17 protein-coding genes are annotated in these 18,272 nt (G+C 57.8%); 7 read left to right on the top strand and 10 right to left on the bottom strand.

Annotated elements, in window-relative coordinates:
• The first annotated feature begins 42 nt into the window (after positions 1 to 42).
• A complete protein-coding gene (gene aroA, locus DDZ13_RS01355) occupies positions 43 to 1,413 on the top strand; it encodes a 3-phosphoshikimate 1-carboxyvinyltransferase (protein ID WP_110129626.1) in 1,371 nt (456 codons plus the stop codon).
• Here aroA and DDZ13_RS01350 read toward each other — a convergent pair.
• From DDZ13_RS01350 to DDZ13_RS01315, 9 genes are all read right to left on the bottom strand, one after another.
• The gene (locus tag DDZ13_RS01350) at positions 1,410 to 2,765 is read right to left on the bottom strand and encodes a tetratricopeptide repeat protein (protein ID WP_110129625.1); all 1,356 of its coding nucleotides are present in this window, start codon (positions 2,763 to 2,765) and stop codon (positions 1,410 to 1,412) included. The genes aroA and DDZ13_RS01350 overlap by 4 nt on opposite strands.
• A gap of 312 nt (positions 2,766 to 3,077) precedes the next feature.
• Positions 3,078 to 3,740 (bottom strand): energy transducer TonB, encoded by a 663-nt coding sequence (locus DDZ13_RS01345; RefSeq protein ID WP_158279731.1) that lies wholly within the window; start codon positions 3,738 to 3,740, stop codon positions 3,078 to 3,080.
• 3 nt (positions 3,741 to 3,743) lie between these two features.
• Positions 3,744 to 4,157, bottom strand: a complete 414-nt coding sequence (locus DDZ13_RS01340) for an ExbD/TolR family protein (RefSeq protein WP_110129623.1) — start codon at positions 4,155 to 4,157, stop codon at positions 3,744 to 3,746.
• Between the two features lie 21 nt (positions 4,158 to 4,178).
• Positions 4,179 to 4,346 (bottom strand): hypothetical protein, encoded by a 168-nt coding sequence (locus DDZ13_RS15410; RefSeq protein ID WP_158279730.1) that lies wholly within the window; start codon positions 4,344 to 4,346, stop codon positions 4,179 to 4,181.
• Between the two features lie 9 nt (positions 4,347 to 4,355).
• Positions 4,356 to 4,994: a MotA/TolQ/ExbB proton channel family protein gene (locus tag DDZ13_RS01335; RefSeq protein WP_110129622.1), complete on the bottom strand. Its 639-nt coding sequence runs from the start codon at positions 4,992 to 4,994 to the stop codon at positions 4,356 to 4,358.
• A gap of 206 nt (positions 4,995 to 5,200) precedes the next feature.
• Positions 5,201 to 6,586 (bottom strand): MotA/TolQ/ExbB proton channel family protein, encoded by a 1,386-nt coding sequence (locus tag DDZ13_RS01330; RefSeq protein WP_158279729.1) that lies wholly within the window; start codon positions 6,584 to 6,586, stop codon positions 5,201 to 5,203.
• A gap of 116 nt (positions 6,587 to 6,702) precedes the next feature.
• The gene (locus tag DDZ13_RS01325) at positions 6,703 to 7,461 is read right to left on the bottom strand and encodes a DUF3450 family protein (RefSeq protein WP_233246049.1); all 759 of its coding nucleotides are present in this window, start codon (positions 7,459 to 7,461) and stop codon (positions 6,703 to 6,705) included.
• Between the two features lie 171 nt (positions 7,462 to 7,632).
• Entirely contained in the window at positions 7,633 to 8,313 is a 681-nt protein-coding gene (locus tag DDZ13_RS01320; RefSeq protein WP_110129619.1) for an SDR family oxidoreductase, read from the bottom strand.
• Between the two features lie 161 nt (positions 8,314 to 8,474).
• Positions 8,475 to 10,535: a TonB-dependent receptor family protein gene (locus DDZ13_RS01315; protein ID WP_110129618.1), complete on the bottom strand. Its 2,061-nt coding sequence runs from the start codon at positions 10,533 to 10,535 to the stop codon at positions 8,475 to 8,477.
• 106 nt (positions 10,536 to 10,641) lie between these two features.
• Between DDZ13_RS01315 and cmk the strand changes: the two genes are divergently transcribed.
• The 6 genes from cmk to DDZ13_RS01280 all read left to right on the top strand — a co-directional run bounded on the left by cmk (position 10,642) and on the right by DDZ13_RS01280 (position 17,190).
• Positions 10,642 to 11,316 (top strand): (d)CMP kinase, encoded by a 675-nt coding sequence (gene cmk / locus DDZ13_RS01310; protein ID WP_110129617.1) that lies wholly within the window; start codon positions 10,642 to 10,644, stop codon positions 11,314 to 11,316.
• 28 nt (positions 11,317 to 11,344) lie between these two features.
• Positions 11,345 to 11,989, top strand: a complete 645-nt coding sequence (locus DDZ13_RS01305; protein WP_110129616.1) for a lysophospholipid acyltransferase family protein — start codon at positions 11,345 to 11,347, stop codon at positions 11,987 to 11,989.
• 145 nt (positions 11,990 to 12,134) lie between these two features.
• Positions 12,135 to 12,407 carry a GxxExxY protein gene (locus tag DDZ13_RS01300; RefSeq protein WP_199221030.1) on the top strand — a complete coding sequence of 91 codons (273 nt, stop codon included), beginning with the start codon at positions 12,135 to 12,137 and terminating at the stop codon, positions 12,405 to 12,407.
• 65 nt (positions 12,408 to 12,472) lie between these two features.
• Entirely contained in the window at positions 12,473 to 13,669 is a 1,197-nt protein-coding gene (locus DDZ13_RS01295; protein ID WP_110129615.1) for an AIR synthase-related protein, read from the top strand.
• A gap of 19 nt (positions 13,670 to 13,688) precedes the next feature.
• A complete protein-coding gene (dld, locus tag DDZ13_RS01290) occupies positions 13,689 to 15,389 on the top strand; it encodes a D-lactate dehydrogenase (RefSeq protein WP_110129614.1) in 1,701 nt (566 codons plus the stop codon).
• 442 nt (positions 15,390 to 15,831) lie between these two features.
• The gene (locus tag DDZ13_RS01280) at positions 15,832 to 17,190 is read left to right on the top strand and encodes a type II toxin-antitoxin system MqsA family antitoxin (RefSeq protein ID WP_110129612.1); all 1,359 of its coding nucleotides are present in this window, start codon (positions 15,832 to 15,834) and stop codon (positions 17,188 to 17,190) included.
• Between the two features lie 211 nt (positions 17,191 to 17,401).
• On the opposite strand, the gene DDZ13_RS01275 is transcribed toward DDZ13_RS01280, so the two are convergent.
• Positions 17,402 to 18,223: an HAD-IIB family hydrolase gene (locus DDZ13_RS01275; RefSeq protein ID WP_110129611.1), complete on the bottom strand. Its 822-nt coding sequence runs from the start codon at positions 18,221 to 18,223 to the stop codon at positions 17,402 to 17,404.
• Positions 18,224 to 18,272: the final 49 nt, after the last annotated feature.

Here is an 18,272-nt window from a genome sequence, read left to right as displayed (position 1 = left end):
GCATCACTCATTAATCATTCAAGATTAATCATTACTCATTCCATGCAAGACCCACTCCACATCACCCCGATCACGAAACCATTGGGCTCACGCATTCAGCTGCCCGGCTCGAAAAGCATCACCAACCGGGCCCTGATTCTGGCCGCTTTGGCTCAGGGTGAGACCACGCTCAAAGGTGCACTTTTCAGCCGTGACACCCGCATCATGCTTACTGCCTTGCAGGCACTTGGCTACTCCGTCAGCGCCGACGAAGCCAACGCTGAGATTACAGTTGGCAGCGAGGACGGTAATCTCCCGGCGGAAAAGGCGGAACTCCATGTGGGCAACGCCGGCACCGCCGCCCGCTTCCTCACCGCGTTTCTGGCCCGGCGACCAGGCGGTCGCTACCAACTGGACGGTGATCCTGCCATGCGTGACCGCCCCATGTCTGGGCTGCTGGATGCCCTGGTGGAGCTCGGCGCGGCCGACTTTGAATTTCACGGCAAGAAGGGGCACTTCCCCTTCACTCTGGTCGCAAAGGGCTACTCCGGCGGCACGGCCCAGGTGGATGCCAGTGCCAGTAGCCAGATTCTCTCTGCCCTATTGCTTTCCGGCACCTCGGAGGAGGCCGCCCTGAGCTTGATCTGCCCCGGAGTCCGGCCGGCCTATGTCGCCATCACATTGAAAATGCGCGAAGCTTTCGGGGCGCCACCACTCGAAGCCGATGCTTCAGGGCAATACCATCTGGAACCTCTGACCTACAGTACTCCCGGCAGCTATTCCATTGAGCCCGATGTCTCGGCGGCCAGCTACTTCCTGGCGCTTGCATTGATACAAGGTGGGGAGCTGCGCATTCCCCACCTGGGGCCGAACCCGCTACAAGGCGATGCCCACTTCGTCGAGGTGCTCGCCCACCATGGTCTGGTGGTGGAGGCGGAGGATGAGGAATGGGTGGCCACCCGAGCGCCCGGTGAAGACATTCAGCGCGACCACCGCGAAGTCGACTTCAACATGATTTCCGACACCTTTCTTACTTATGCGGCCATTGCCCCGCTGCTCGGGGGCTCCGTGCGCATCACCGGGATCGGACACACCCGTCACCAGGAGACCGACCGCGTCGCCGGGATGGCCGCGGAGCTCTCCAAGCTGGGGCAGCTGGTCAAAGAGGAGGACGATGCCCTGACCATTCGCCCCAAGCCGAACGAACTTCGGGCCCGGGCCCTCGCCGCCCGGAACCGGGGCGAACTCCTCACCATCGAAACCTACGAGGACCACCGCTTTGCCATGAGCTTCGGCATCCTCGGCAGCTTCGACCTGCTCGGTGACGGCAAACCATGGCTCGCGATCAAGGATCCGGCCTGTTGCGGCAAAACCTTCCCGAAGTTTTTTGAAGTCCTGAGCGATTTAACCCCGTCGAGGCCTCGTTTACGCTAGCGCGCGTTTTCGATCGACTCGATATAGCTGGCCAACCCGGGTCGTCGGGGGGCCTGCTCACGGGCCGCGCGCAGGTGCTTGAGCGCGGCATCGAAATCACCGCGGCGGACTTCCAGACGGCCGAGCGCAACCAGGGCTTCCACCTTTTCCTCGGGGATGGAGAGCACGCGTTGGAGATAGAATTCGGCCTCCTCGAAGTCCTCCTCCCTTTGGTAGGCCTCCGCCAGCAGAAGCAGAGCCTCCGCCGCCAGAGGCTGGGCTTTGACGACGGGCTTTAATTGCTCGATCGCTTTCGCCCGGTCCCCGCTTTCGAGGGCAATGCCAGCTTCCGCCACAATCAGGCGGGTGCGGTCCTCCGCTTCGAGTTCGGCGGGCAGCTCCGATTTCAGGGTGGTCAGGTACTCGGCGGCCTCGTCAAAGAGGCTCCGGTTGATCAAATACTCCAGCGGGCGCAGGGCGTCCTCGACGGCGGCCACGCCGTGCACCTTTAGCGCATCCTGATAGGTGACCAGGGCGAGACGGTGGTTATCATCGCGCAAGTATAGGTTCCCCAACAGCAGCTGACTCTCCAGCGAAGCCTGCCCGCGGCCGGCGAGAATTTCCAGATTGGCCATGGCGTCGTCGTAGCGCTCCAGTTCGAGGTAGGCATTGGCTTGGAGGGGCCAGTAATCGGCCACATCGGGCTTTTCCGTGATCAGTTCGTCAAAGAGCGCAGCGGCCTGTTGGTATTGCGCGGTCTGCAGGAGGCACTGGGCCTCGCCCCGGCGAAAGTCGGTACTGTCGGGCTTGAACATGAGGGCCTTTTGATAGGCGGTAAGCGCGCTGCGGTATTTCCCTTCCGCGAGATAGGCGTAGGCCAGCAAGCCGTAGCTCTGGGCATCGCCTCCACCCAGGGTGATCACTTTGAGCCAGGCCTTGATCGCGGGCTCGAAACGGTCGGACTGGATGTAGATCAACCCAAGTGTGCGGTAGGCACGGCGAAAGGAGGGAAACTTGGAAACGGCCTGCTCCAGAGCGCGTTCGGATTGGGGATATTGGCCGGTCTGATAATAGAGATTGCCCAGCAGGAAGTAAAAGGCGGCGTTGGTCTCTGGGCCGAGCTCTCCGTTGACAATACGAATCGCCTCCCGCGGATTGTTTTTCAGGTAAGGCTCGATGCGCTCGTAGAGCGGGCGGTCCTCCTGAGTCACCTCCGGCTCGATTTTCGGGTTCACACCATAGCTGGCAAGAAATTGCTCACGGAAGTCGGGCGCGGCCGCGCCGGTATCAGTCAGGTCGAAGGGTTGGGCGGCTGCGGCAACCGTGAACAAACATGCGGCGAGGATGGAGATGGTTTGGTTGTGAGTCATCATGGAATGTTGGAAAACCGTTAATGGACGTTAATGAAAAAATGCTCCAGGGAGAGATCAGATAAGGAGAAAGGTAAGTGCAAAAGCAGGCCGACCTGAACCACTGTCTTTCGATTGATCGTAGTCACAGCGCTTTAGCCCTGTGAGTCTACAACGGGCAAGCGGAGTCGTTTGCACTTGCGGGCAGCCGGCTGAAGCAGACTGCTTACGTTGGCAATCTGCAAAACCGACGAAAGCCTCGAGATACAGTTCTGATAAAATTCCACTCATAAAAAATTAACGTCCATTCACGTTCATTAACGGTTAAAATGAAAACTAGTTCTGGAGGATCAAAGGGAAGCGCCCCCGCACGGTTTGCGGACGGCCGTTGACTTCGGGCTTGGTGAATCGGGCGGAACGGACGATCTCGCGGGCGGCCTCTTCCAGTTCGGGATGGGTGGAGGAAATGATGCGGCGCAGCTCGGCCCGCCCGTTGGGTAGAATGTCGATCTCGACAATGACTTTGCCCTCATCAATCCCGCGGCGGGCCAGTCGCGAAGGATAACGGAAGCGTGGCTGATTGATAAGGCGCGGGCTTTCGGAAAGGTCCTCGAAAGTAAAGAGCTTTTGTATGTCGCCGGTCATGTCCTGCTCCATGTTCAAATCCGGAGTGGGGATACCCATGGCGACGGCATCACCGGCACCGGGATTGAGCGCGACATCCAGCGCATCGATCTCGATGGGCGGCGGTTCTTTCGGCATCTCGGGGGGAGGCTCTTCCGCCTCGGGAGGCTCCATCTCATCGGGAGGTGGGGGCGGTAGTTCGGGAGGCGGCGGGGAGAACGTGACCTCACGGACCTCCAGGTCGGGCTGCTCCACCTTATCGAGCAACTGCGTCAATGGAATGAGCAAAAAGAGCAGACCCGCCGTGCCAAGGGCGCCGCCGATCGCGATAAGCGGCGTCCATTTCCATCGGCTGTTGGGGAATTCCTTTGGCATGTATTAGCGGGTATGCTGCGTGGCCAGATTGATTCGGGTGGCACCGGCCAGCGCGGCTTCGTCGTGAACCTGGGTGTAGAGATCGATGGAAGCCGCTTTGTCCGCCTGCACGATAACCGGCATTTCGTCGTCCTGCTTCATCAAACGACGTACCACGCCACGCACGCCACGCACCCCGATCTCGCGCCCGCCGTAGACGACTTTACCCTCGGCGGTAATGGCGATGAGGATGGACTCCTTTTCAAGGTCGCTGGCCGAAGCAGCCTGGGGTCGCTGCACCTCGACGCCGGTCTCCTCCACAAAAACGGTGGTGACGATGAAGAAGATGAGTAGGATGAAGACGATGTCGATCAGGGGAGAGACGTTGATCTCTTCCGTCTGCGTGTTGGTGGCGTAGAGTAAGCGGCGTTGTTTCATGAAGAAAAGTTTTTTGAACCGTTAATGGACGTTAATTTTTCCGGGCGGTTGCCCGTAGCGGCTCCGCTTGCGGATGCCAGCGTCGCCGTTCAGGCGATGCTTTCCCTTGTGTGCGAATTGCGGCTTCTCCACGAAGCCGAGGCATCCGCAAGCGGAGCCACTACGATAAAATGCTTTTTCGTTCATCATAAGGTCCATTTACGGTTTAGGGCTTTGTTTGACTTTCGGCACCGGACAGTCCGAGCGCAGAGCCAGCCGAACGTTATAGCGTTCCAACCGCGCGATGCAGTGAACGAGGGTGTTTCGGCGCTGAATGATCAAGGAGAGGAGCACCATGGCCGGAATGGAGATGACCAGCCCGGTCTGGGTCGTAATCAGTGCCTCGGAGATCCCGGTCACCACGCTGTCGAAGCGGTTGCCGATTTGGTCGACCATACCGCTGAAAGTGCTGAGCATACCGGTGACCGTGCCGAGCAGACCGAGCAGCGGCCCGGCGGTAATGATGATTGCGAGGAAACGGATGCGCCGGTCGATGGGCGGGAGATATTCGTTCCGCACCTCGGCAAAGTGGCGCTTCACCTCGTCGCTGGTCAGCGCATCGAAGCGTACCAGTTCACGGGCCATTTTCAGGGCCGGACGAGGGTCCCGGGCGAGCTCGCCGGCTTCGCGCTTGTGCACCTTTCCCCGCACGAGAAAGTGAAACTGCACCCGGCAAAACAAATCGAAGGCGGTCAGATAAATGAACACCGTCAGCAGCAAGAGGGGCAGCATCAGCCAGCCGCCGCTCGTCCAGATTTGAACGGCTTGATCCAGTAGGCTGTTGGTTTCGGTGGGCATTTTGAACCGTTCCACCTATGCTAAAGCTTCGGCGGACATGTAATAGAGATTAATTGACGTTAATGCTTGGGGCAGAACATCGTAGGGGTGCTGCTCGCGGCACCCGCGAAGGTTCGAAGCTTTACACTTGTCTTTGGAAGCCCAAAGACCGCTACGGGCTTCGCAAGCAAAGCCCCTACGGATTAGGAGATCTGAAATAAAGAATCTCACTTCGCGCTCCTCGAGAGACCGTTGACGAAAGTCACCGCCGATTTTTCTAGGTAGGCCATGATTCCGGCGACCTTGCGCGAGAGCAACGCGTGCAGCACCAGCGCGGGAATAGCCAGAACGAGGCCGAGTTCCGTGGTGATGAGTGCCTCGGAAATACCGGAAATGAGGGGCTTGGGATCGCCTGCGCCGAAGACGGTCATCAGCCGGAAGGTCTTGATAATACCGGTCACCGTGCCGAGCAGGCCGAGCAGGGGGGCGGCCGCGGCCGTCACCGCGATGACGTTAAGGAAACGCTCCAACCGCGGCTGGGTGCCGAGCATGGATTCATACATCACCTCTTCGATCATTTCGATCGACTCGTCGGCGTGGTCCACCGCCGCAATCAACATATCACGTGCCGGTTGCGGTTGGGCGGCGGCTAACTCGCGGGCCTCCTTCTGGCGATTTTCACGCAACGCCTTCACGATCTCGTGGATGACCATCGGTTTCGGGTGTCGAATGGTGAAGACCTGGACCAGTTTGATGATGGCGACGATCGTCGCGACCACGGCAAAGACGAGGATCGGATAGACCCAGATACCGCCTTTGGCGAGGTGTTCGAGAAAGGTATCCTTGGTCGCGTCGACCGCCAGGGCATCGCCGAGGCTCGGATCAACGGGCAACTCACCCCTCCCGGTCGCCGCGACTTGCGCCACCGACTGGGCCGCCTCCCCTTCCAACGGCAGGACGCGGGCGTTGAGCGATTGCGTCTCTTCCACCAGTCCGGCCAAGGCCCCATCGTCGGTCGCGAAGTAGAGCAAAGGCCCGATCTGGATGAAGCTTCCGTCGCGGAGTGTGCCTTCGGGTGAAAGAGCCTGACCTTCGATCCGTTGGCCGCCGAGCAGCGCTTCAACCTGTGCGAGCGACTCCTGCATCAGGGCCAGCCCGCGATCGAGCTTCTCGGATTCCGAAGCTTCGGGGGCCTCAAGAAACAGATTATAGGCACGAACCGCCTCGCCGGCTTTGGGCCGCTCTGCCGGGGAGAGGCTGGCATCGTAGTCCGCCAGATAATCCGGAAGAAGCGTGCGTTTGACGTAATCGACCTGACGCTGCCGTCCGTCTACCCGGGCACGGAGGGTTTCCAGTTCCACGCTGCGGTTGTCCCGCACCCTTTGGACGCGGTCGACCTCGTCAGCCAACTCGTCGGCGCGGGCTCCCTTCTGGTTTAACTCGCGGGCCAGGGGCACTTGCTCGGCCTGAATTTCAGACCGAAGCTCGCGCAGGCGCTCCAGCGCATTCTCCAGCTTGGCCTCGCGCTCCGTCGCGATCTGCTCAAGATTTTGCGCGGGGGCAGTTAGCGGAAGAAAAAACAGAATCGCGAAAAGGAGACCAAACGCCCGCATTGCACGTCGGCAGGCAAGGGTTGACGTCCCGCCTCTAGGCGGGGATTTTCCTACGATTGGGCCGCCTAAAGGCGGAACGCCAACTTTTATGCTTCGCATGTATGATTGCGATTGCCTCATTCCGCACCTCCTTTCGCGCTGCTCAGTACCACAGGCAGGTCGACAAACTTCGGCTCCATCGCCCCGCCTTCGGCCAGAACGATAACTTCCTGAATCGCCTTACGCAGCTTGAGCTCGGACTGCCAGACCCAGCCTTCAGGGCCGGGGCTGCCATAACCGGCATCCTCCGGAGCGAGATAGTAGGCCTGCCCCAGGCCAATGTAGAGCGTACGAACAGAAGCGACCTCGTCACTACCGGGAAGCATTTTGAGAGATTCCGCTAAAGTCAGCTTGCCATCGAACTGACGGATCTTGGCCAGCAAGCTTACGGCCGTACGCATGCGCTCGCCCAAGGCCAATGTGGTTTCTGCCGGATCGGCGGGGATACGTTGGTAGATCGGCGCCAGCTCTTTCTCCAGCGGTTCGGGTAACTGCGGCCGCAAGGCTTGCAAGCGCGCTTCCAAGTCGGCGAGGAAGTTCTCAATCTGTTCCGCTTCGACAGCCACCGCTTCCTCACGGTCGAGCAACTTCGCCCGGGCCTCGTCGGAGGCGGACAGGCTATCCTGTCCCTTCTCCAATTCAGCCTGCAGACGATCCATCCGCTGCTGCGCCACTTCGATTAAATCCTGCAGCAAGATCTTGCGTCCACTCCATTCCGCCGCTTCGCGGGAGATGGCCTTCTCGGTTGCGGCCCATTCCTTGACCGTCGCACGGGCGGTGTCCAAGGCTTCGGGAGATGAAAGCAGGGGATTCGTTCCCCATAAAAGTGATGCCACACACAGAAAACTGCGCAAGGGTTTGCGGTAGATTATTGGAATCATGAATATTGTGTTTACCTGCTCTGAGAATGAAACCGAGTCAATTGGACGATTCATTTATTGAGACGCATTCTCATTCAGTCAAGCGCACTTTAGCTAGACGATGAGCCTGCCTTTGCCCGACCACAGTTACCCCACAGAAAGGCTCGCGCCATTATCTTGCGCCCTCAATTTGAGGATCATGGGCACCGCCCGCTTTGCCCAGCTTTCCGGGCTCTGATGTCCGGCCGCGCCCTCGCCAAAGCAGGCACGCAGCATGGGCGTATCGATAATGCCGGGGTTGAGCGCGACCACAGCCACGCCGTCGGCCACCTCTTGCGAGACCGCCCGGGAAAGGCCCTCGATCCCCCACTTTGACATACAATACGGCGCAACATTCGGCGCGGTGGATCGGCCCCAACCGGAACTCAGGTTCACCACCACCCCGTGTTGCGCGTCGTTCATAGCCGGGAGCAGGTAGCGCATGGTGGAGGCCACCCCTTTCAGGTTGATCCGCAGGAGTTGATCGATCTCGTCATCGGGAATCTCCCAGAGCGGCGCGTTACGGTTAATGATGGCAGCGTTGTTAATCAACAGATCCGGGCTGCCCCAATCGGTCAGCACTTTCTCGGCGTAGGCTCTCACCGCTTGATCGTCGCTTACGTCAACCGCATCGAAACGGTGCGGCGAGGGATAGGTCTCTCGAAGCTCTGCCAGTTTCGATTGGTTGCGTCCCAGTCCAGCTACAGTTGCACCGCTTTCAATAAAACTATGCACCATAGCCAGACCGAGCCCCCCGGTGCAACCGGTAACAAGTATTTTCTGCGACATGTTCAGTAACAAAACAAAAAATCTCCCCACGCGCAAAACCGGAGTTTTGCGTTCCCGGGAACGCAGCTCTCCCGAGCTGTGACTGCATCCACCTGGCGCGTATCGAAGTACTCCACTTTAGCACTGCCTGCCTCAACCGAGGTGGCAGTCCTGAAACCGTCTCACTGCCCGAAAGAATAGCGCAGGCGCAGGCCTGCATACCCGTTGCGCCCCAGCGCAGGCTCGTAATAACGTCCGCCGAAGGCATTGATCCGGATATTAGCCGAATAATCCTGATCAAATAGATTATTCACTCCGGCAAAGGCCTCGAAAGTCCAGTCGCCAAAGGCATGCTCCCAACTGAGTCTGAGGTCGGAGAAGCTGTAACCGCTAATTTCGGTCGTGTTGGCATCGTCGGCCTGCAATGCCCCGACAAACCGCGTGTTCCAAATTGCTGAGAACCCACTGGGGTGGCGGTAATCGATGCGCAGGTTACCGAAGTGCTCCGGAACCCCGGGCAGTCGGTTGCCGCCGTAGTCACCTCCCGGACTGTCAAAGTCTTTGTATCTAAAGTCTGAATACGTATAGCTCAGAACCGCTGAGAGCCGTTCCGTCGGTTGCAATGCCAGCAGCGCCTCAAGTCCTTCCTTTCGGGTCGATCCGGCATTTCGAAAAAAATCACGGCCGGGAAAGTTTTCGACTTCATAGGGCACGAGCGCGTCTTCGACATCGATGGAAAAAACGGTCAGTTCGAGCTTCGGGCGCCAGAACGCATTCGGCAGTCGCCCAATGAGACCGAATTCGAGGCTCTGCGCGGTCTGCGATCCGAGTGCTGAATTGAAACCGCCACCGGCGGGGTTATCCAGCTCCGTTGTGGTCGGGGTTTCAAACGAAGTCGTCCAATTGGCAAAAAACGAGAGCTCCGGCCGAGGCGCCCAAAGGAGCCCGAGCATAGGGCTGGTCTCGCGGAAAGTCCGCTTCCCACTGTCGTCACCGTCGCTGAGGAAGTCGTCGTCCACGTCAAAGTGCACCTCGTCATAACGCAGCGCAGCGCTCAGGCTGAGCTGATCCGAGACAGCCCACTCCGAGGCGACAAAACTGCCTACATTCGTAACTACTTCGTCCTGCTCCAAAGCGACAGGCCCGCGTTCCCCGTCGAGATTATCGTAGTTTTTGCGGGCATCGTCCTGCCGCCCGACTTCAGCGCCCACTACCCAACGGAGCTTCTCCCCGCCAAAGGCGTAGCGGGCCCCCATGCCTCCGAAAAACCGTTCGAAACCCACCTGCCCTCCGTCGGTGAAGGGCAGTTTGTTGGCAAAATCGCGGTTAACGAGAAAAGCGTGAACGTGAAGGGACTGGGCATCGGAGAGAGGACGACGGTAAGCAAATCCGAGCTTCTGCTGGCGAACCTGCTCGCCTCCATCGAATTGCAGGTTGCGAGCACGCGCCTGCCGGCGGTCAGCTTCGACCTCGGCCGCGGTCAGACCGCCGGGATCGTCCTGTACCGGATAATCGATCGCTTGGATTACCGTGGTCAACTCGGAGCCGTCCTCGAAGGCATAACCAATCCGGGTATTCAAGGAAGTGTTCTCCGTCTGGCTCTTCTCCCGGTAGCCTTGATAATCAAAGTGAGTGCCGCTCACGAGAACGTTCCAGGGGCCTTCGGCATAGCCCGCCTTAAACTGGCTCTTGAACAGGCCGTAGGAACCGCCCAACAATCTTAACTCGGTAAAAGGAACCGCCGGAGCTTCCTCGGTTTTGATCCGGATGACCCCACCTGATGCGGGCCCGTAGATCGCCGCTGCCGGACCGCGGATAATTTCCATCTCTCCGGTCGAGCCCAGGTCGATACCATCGACCCCGCCCTGCCCGTCCGGCAAGGTGGCCGGAATACCATCCACCACCAGGCGAATGCCTCGAATGCCAAAGTCCGAGCGGGCCCCGAAACCACGAATGGCGATGCGACTGTCCTGCGCATAGTTGTACGGGTTGAGGGCAAAGACCCCCGGCACGGTTTGGAGGGATTCGTTGATCGAGAGCTGGGCGGAAGCTTTTTGAATATCATCGCGGTCGAGCCGCGTAACGGAGGCGGGCAGTGCCAATGGAGGTGTCTCCAAGCCCCGGTCCCGAATGACCAGGGGCTCCAGCACAAACACCGGATCACGCTCCGGCACCGGATCTGCAAAAGCGAGCCCGGCAATAGAGACGGCGCAGAGCGTTGTCATGAATATTGGGAAAGTCATGAGATGCAGATTGATGCGTAGGACCCGATAAAATGCGAGCACGAGCTGAACTTCCTCGCATTAGGGTCTTGTCCGAGCGAAAACATGGGGCTTTGCTTTTTATCCCATGCCAGCCTTATCCTCAGAATTCAAAATCATTGCCATCGACGGCGGTGCCGCCGTGGGCAAATCCAGCACCTCGAAGGGACTGGCGGAACGACTCGACCTGATGCACGTGGACACCGGGGCGCATTACCGGACGATCACCTTTGCCCTCCTCGCCACCGGAGCCTCCCCGGAAGATGATTTGCAGGATACCCTGGCTGCCCTGGATCTGAAGACCCACCTCGATCGACGTACTGCCCGACTCTGTATCGACGGGCGCGTTCCGACCGAAGTGGAAATCCGCTCGCCGGAAGTGAATGCCTCGGTTTCCAAATTCGCCGCGATACCAGCCGTACGACAGTCACTCTTCGAATATCAGCGGAATCAGGCGAATGTCGGACGGGAAGAAGGCTTCAGAGGTCTGATCATGGAAGGTCGTGATATTGGCTCGATCATTTTCCCGGATGCCCAACACCGCTTTTTCCTCGAAGCCGACGAAGCGACGCGCGCCGCACGGCGCGCGAAGGAAGGGCAAACCGACTCCATCGCTGACCGCGACAAGATGGACAAGGCCAGGAAGACTGCTCCACTCGTCTGCCCGGAAGGGGCCATCCGTGTCGATACCGGTCCACGCAGCCTGGAAGAAGTGATCGAGCACATCATAAACCTGATCGGCACCGGAAATACCTCCGATTAGCAATTAGTCTTTAATCATCAGCCATTTAATGAATTCGATCCCGAATCCAAAACTCTACGAACTGACGCGTTCCATCGCGAACTGGTATTTCAGCACCTTCTACGATTACACCCAGAGCGGTAAAGAAAACATCCCCGCTAAGGGCCCGGTCATTTTTGCGGCCAACCACGTCAGCTTCTACGATCCGCCCGCAATCGGCGCCTGCCTTCACCGGCAGATCAACTACTTCGCCCGCGACACCCTCTTCAAAGGACTTTTCGGCAAGGGCCTGGTGCAGATCGGCACCATCCCGGTCGCCCGTGAGAACGCCGAGGTCAAATCGCTCAAAGCCATCTTCAAAGCCCTCAAGGCTGGCGGTGCAGTCGCTATTTATCCTGAAGGCACCCGCTCACCTGACGGCTTGCTGGCAGAGCCCAAGCCCGGTGCCGGCATGATCGCCTGCAAGTCACGCGCCACCATCATCCCCGTCCGCCTATTCGGCACGTACGAGGCTTACGGCCGCCAGCGCAAAGCCCCGAAAATCGGCGGACGCATCCACATCGCCTACGACCGGCCGATGACGCCGGAAGAGCTCGACCCCGGCAAGCAACACCCCGAGAGATATCTCGAAGCCAGCCGCCGGATCATGGCACGGATTGCCGAGTTGCGCATGCCGAGCGAGGTTGTTTGTTGAACCGTTAATTAACGTGAATTAACGTAAATTTTTTACCCATGAACGAGGAATCAATCGATGATCTGATCTACAAAGTTGTGGGCGCGGCAATGGCCGTGCACACAAGCACCGGGTATGGGCTACGCGAAAAACCTATGAAAGAGCTCTGGTTGTCGAACTGCGCTATCTGGGAATTCACTATAGCCAGCAATCAATCTATCCTGTTATCTACAAAGGTGAAAAAGTGGATGAATACATCCCTGATTTGGAAGTCGAAGATGTACTTTTCGTTGATACAAAAACCATTGAATCCATTGGCGAGAACGAACTCGGCCAAATGCTAACCTACTTACGAATCACAGGTAAAAGTACCGGCATCATCATTAACTTCAAACACCCCAGCCTCCAATGGCGCAAAGTCACCTTAAAAAACCATTAAACTCTCTTAAATTCCTCTCTCAAAATTAACGTAAATTAACGGTTTCAAAAAATTCTCTTTCCGTCATGTCCAATTCAACCGATCGCTACGCCCAACGCGGGGTCTCTTCTTCCAAGTCCGAAGTCCATGCCGTCGTGGACAATCTCGACCGCGGGGTCTTTCCCGGTGCCTTTTGTAAAATCGGCAGCGATATCCTGACCGGCAGTCCCGACAAGTGTAACATCATTCACTCGGATGGCTCGGGCACCAAGAGCACGCTTGCCTACCTGCACTACCGGGAAACCGGCGATCCCTCAGCTTTCCGTAAGACCGCCCAGGACAGCCTGGTCATGAACATCGACGATCTGCTTTGTGTGGGCGCCGTCGACGGCATCCTCATCTCCAGCACAGTCAACCGCAACGCCCGCGCCATTCCAGGCGAAGCGCTCGCTCAATTGATCTCCGGCACGGAGGATTTTCTCGCGACCCTGCGTGAATACGGCGTGGGCGTGCACAGCGGCGGCGGCGAGACCGCCGATGTCGGCGACCTGACCGGCACGGTCACGGTCGACTCCTGCGCGGTCGTCGTGATGGACCGCGCCCGGGTGATCGACAACGCCAACATCAAGCCCGGCCTCTCCATAGTCGGACTCGCTTCCTCCGGGCAAGCCAACTACGAAACTTTTGAAAACTCGGGTATCGGGAGTAACGGCCTGACCAGTGCGCGGCACGACCTGCTGGCCAAATACTATCTGGAAAAATATCCGGAAACAGTCGACCTCACCACCGACCGGGAATACCTCTACTGTGGTCCCTACAAAATGAGCGACCCGTTGCCTGACTCCGGGATGACCGTGGGCGACGCCCTGCTGAGCCCGACCCGCACCTATGCTCCCGTGATCAAAAAGCTCCTCGCCGAAAATCGAGACAGCATCCACGGCATGGTTCACTGTTCCGGCGGCGGGCAGACCAAGTGCATCCGCTTCGGGACCGGGGTCCACCATATCAAGGATAACTTCCTGCCCGTGCCCCCGATCTTCAAAGCCATCCAAAAAGCCAGCGGCACCAGCGACGAGGAAATGTTCCGCGTCTACAACATGGGCCACCGCATGGAAATCTTCTGCGAGCCGGAAGCCGCCGATGCCATCATCGCCCAAAGCGAGTCCTTCGGCATCCCCGCCCAGGTCATCGGCCGAACCGAGGCGACCGAACGCAAGGACGGACAAAACCAGGTGACCATCAAACACGAGGGCAAGGAACTTAAATACGCGATCGGGCACTAAGCATCTATTCCTTCGCTCTATGTCCGATTCCGCTCTACTCGAAAAGCTCCGGGCAGTCGTGGGGCCAAGGAATATACACAGCGGAGAAAAGAAGACTGCTTATTACCGTTCCGGCTTCCGATCCGGCAAAGGAAACGCCCTGGCGGTGGTTTTCCCGGAAACACTTTTGCAACAATGGCGTACTTTACAGGTCTGTGTCGACAGCGGCTGTGCCATCATCATGCAAGGGGCCAAGACGGGCCTGACCGAAGGCTCCTGTCCGAGTGGCGATGACTACGGTCGGCCTGTGGTCATCATCAACACCACCCGACTGACCAAGCTCATCCTGCTCGATGGCGGCAAGCAGGTACTCGCTTTTCCCGGAGCCTCTCTCCACGAGCTGGAAAAGTTACTCCAGCCCCTCGGCCGCGCCCCTCACTCCGTCATCGGCTCGACTACCATTGGGGCGACTATCGTGGGCGGGATCGCCAACAATGCCGGAGGCGCACTCTGCAAGCGCGGGTCCTCCTACACAGAGCTGTCGCTCTTCGCGCGGGTGGATGCGGAGGGACAACTGAAGCTCGTCAACCACCTCGGCATCCGCGGCCTGGGCGACACGCCGGAAGATATTTTCAATCGTCTGGAAGCGGGCTCCATCTCAAGCAGTGATCTCGAAGGCTGGGATGAATCCGCATCCGACCGGGACTATGCCGACCGTATCCGCGATCTCAATGCCAACGTGCCCAACCGCTACAACGCCGACCCCAAGCGGCTGTATGACGTCAGCGGCAGCGCGGGAAAAGTCGCCGCCTTCGCCGTGCGCGTGGATACTTACCCCCTGCCCAATAAGAAGCAGGTCTTCTTTCTCGGGACCGACAACCCGGAAGATTTCACCCAGCTGCGCCGCCACATCCTGACAAAGTTTCAGGAACTGCCGGAGATGTGCGAATACATGAACCGGGAGATCTTTACGGTAGCTGAACGCTACGGGAAAGATGTCTTTCTCTCCATCAAGCACCTCGGCACGCGCCGACTGCCCAAGGCCTACGCGCTGAAATCGGCGGTCGAGTACCGGCTTAACAAGCTGCCCTTCCTCCCCAAATTTCTCCCGGACCTGTTCCTCTATCATCTCAGCCGGCTCTTCACGCGGCACCTGCCCCAGCGTCTGCTGAATTATCGCGACCGTTTTCAATACTACCTCATCCTCAGCATGGCAGACGACGGCATCGAGGAAGCCCGCACTTACCTCGAGGAGGACTGGAGCCGGCATGCGGGCGTCGACTTCTTCGAATGCACACCCAAAGAGCAGGAGGCCGCCCTGCTCCACCGCTTCGCCGCGGCCGGTGCCGCCATCCGCTACCAAACCGTCCACCAAAAGACGACCGAGGAAGTGCTGGCACTCGACGTCGCCCTGCTCGGGAAAGACCCGAACTGGGCCGAGCCCCTTCCGCCTGAGCTTGAACCGCATCTCGATCTCGCTCTGGATTACGGCCACTTCATGTGCCACGTCTTTCACCGCGACTACATCTTCAAGAAAGGCACCGACCTAAAGGCCATGAAAGCCAAGCTGCTGGAACGCCTCGATGCGCAGGGTGCCAAATACCCCGCCGAGCACAACGTCGGCCACCTCTACGAAGCCGAACCCCAACTCAAGGCTTTTTACGAAAAGCTCGACCCGACCAACACCTTCAACCCCGGCATCGGGAAAAGCGGGAAGCGACCAAGGGCTGTCATAACATGAATATTAAGTGCTTTTAAGCACCTATTACATTGACAATGTGCCTATTAGCACTACACAGTCTTTGTAATGCGACAGCCCGCTCCGCCGAGAACCGCCCCTGCGGGCGTCCGCGAAATCATAATCGAATGCCTGAGGACACCAAACCGGAGATTTCTGGGCGAGCATCCGACACGGGCATGGCTCGACAAATGGGGCATATCTGATGTCGGCCTTTACGAGGAGTTGGCTTTCGCTCTTGAGCGCTACCAACTCTTTTTCAAACCGAGAACGAATCCAACCAAGTATTAATTCGTGCTGCGCAGCGAGAATCTGGAGGAAGAAGATTTACTCATACACATTACACTATCGCCGAAGGGCGATCCTCCCCGCGTGAAAATCAACGTCCATCCTCACGATATCCCCGAAAAGCCACTACCGCTTATTCCCATCGACCCTTCTTTCCATGAAAAATCAACCAACAAACCAGACTGAAATCCCGTGCTTTGAGTGCGAGAGTGGGCACCTGCATCCCATCAAGAAAGACTACACAACTTCACTGGAAGGTCATCCTGAAATTACCATCAAGAGTGTTCCGATGCTATGCTGCGACCAGTGCGGTGACGTGGTTTTGGGCGACGAAGGCAACCGCAAGATCGAAACCCAGCTCAGAAAACTCACCCACTCACTCTCCCCTGAGGATTGGCAGGACTTTTTAGATACATACGAACTGACGCAGCGCGAAGCCTCCGATATCACTGGGTTAGGTGAAAAAAACATCTCTCGCTGGCTAACCGGGAAAGCGCGCGCCTCGGAGTCGATTAGTAACTACATCCGCTTGCTCATAGCCGAACCTGTAGCCTTCGAAACTTTAAAGCAGCGGCGCTTCGGAGTGAAAACTCATACCGTGCCCTTCACAGATAAGCAGCCTGATGTTGAAGAAAAAAAGATACTTGAGGCCATTGATTATACTAAACTTGCGCAAATTGGTTTGGTCGAGACGACTCGCAGCCCCAAAAGCCGAAGAACCGAGCTTTGCCAGTTTACCGGACACGGCAATCTAGTTGAATTCGGTCAAGCGATGGAGACCTATTGCCTCGGCCAAGCCGCCTACAAAGACACAAATCAGACATTCAGCACAATCAGCGGAGGCCTCTGGATTAAGATCGGAGAAATGGCCGCGCATCAAACCAAGGTCGCACCTTACGACCGAAAGAAACTAAGCGATGCCACCGATGACCTTCGCGAAATGACACAGGAAGAACCCCATGAAGTTTTCAAGGACATCAAAGAACGCCTCGCGGAGGCGGGCGTCGCGCTGGTCGTTGTCCCAATTTTCAAGCGCTCTGCTTACCGGGGCTGCACCCGCCTGCTTTCTCCAACCAAAGCCATGATCATTCATGGACTAAAGTTTAAGAATACCGCCGAATTCTGGAAGGTTCTCTTTCATGAAATTGCTCACCTGCTCCTTCATATCGAAACTCCGGACGATGTCTTCGCGGAATATGTAGACAGACAAGAGGATACCCGAGAGCGGGAAGCCGACGAATGGGCAGACAAAGCGCTGATCTATAGCGAGGACTTACTTCAGTTTATGGTCCGCCACCGCGAGCGAAATCCAACGCTCTACGACTTACTTCGCTTTGCCCAGGACATGAAGGTCCATCCCGCTATTGCCGCAGAAGCGATCAACCGGAAAGCGGGTAAGGAAATACTTTCCTACGCTCACCTCCGCAACCAAGGCCTCTTCCCTACTCTTTCCCAGAACGAGGTGGATGCGATGTGGCGCTACTCCAGAGAGAAGATTGTTCCGAGTTCAAATTAGCGGAAAGCCCCTGCAACTTCCGGACGCAATCTTTTTGTAACCCTACCAAAATCGTCCCTTTCCCGAATGGCACTTCGATAAGACCGGTTGAGTCTGAACTGCAGCAAACGTAGCGGTGAGCCACCGCTCGCACGCCAGATCCGACAAACGTCGACTGTGGTGGCTGAAGCACACCACTACGAGGGAAAAGCTCAACCAAGTGCCGTTCCCCCTATCCCAACAGTCCGAAGTGGCGGCAGCCTTCCAGCACGCCACTGCTGGCCGAAGTCCTGGCCGCATAAAGGCGCTCTTTCGGGATACCCCGCTCCTTCTGAAGGGTGGACACTTTTCCGACGAGACCCTCACTGGCATTGGCCACAACAATAGCGCGGAAGCCGGCAGCAAGGGCAGCGAGGTCATTGCCGGAGTCACCGGCATAGATGACATCGTCGGGCATAAAGTCAGCGTGTGTCGTGAGCCAGATCAACGCGTAGGCTTTGCTTACCCGCCCAGGCATGACATCGATCAAGCCGCAATTCCGGAAAGGATCGACACTTCCCATGCTGGTATAGGGCAGGTCGCGAACCCGGGCCGCGACTTCTTCCAGCGTCACTTCCAGCTGAGCACCTTCACATTCGTAGCTGATCTTGACTTCGGTCTGGTGCTCGGGGATCTGGAGGGAAAGCCCTTCGATACCATCGAGTGCTGCTTCCACATCTTTGCGCGAGACCCCCGCGGTGATCTCATTCAGGTGTTTATCATAGGCGGCCATCTCCTTCCATTCCCCGTTCTTATGGTGCATGATGCGGCTGCCGACATCACAGACGATCCAATCTGGTTCGGGAAGCGGGATCTCACGGATCGCTTCCATCACCGAGTCGAAGGGCCGTCCCGTGGCAAAGACCAAGGTCCGATCAGGACGCTCAAAGACTTTGGACAATTCTTCGAGCGCCTCACGATTGTCCTGCTCCCACTCAAGGGGAATGAGGGTGCCATCCAAATCGCTGGCCAGCACACTAGGCCCGATTCCTGCTTGAGGGTTGAAATATTCCATGACCCTGCCTTAATCGTTCATCGCGGTAGGTCAAACACAGCTTCACGCC

This window comes from Coraliomargarita sinensis (genome assembly GCF_003185655.1).
In the GTDB taxonomy this organism is placed as follows: domain Bacteria; phylum Verrucomicrobiota; class Verrucomicrobiia; order Opitutales; family Coraliomargaritaceae; genus Coraliomargarita_B; species Coraliomargarita_B sinensis.
This window is presented reverse-complemented; position numbering and strand designations above follow the sequence as displayed.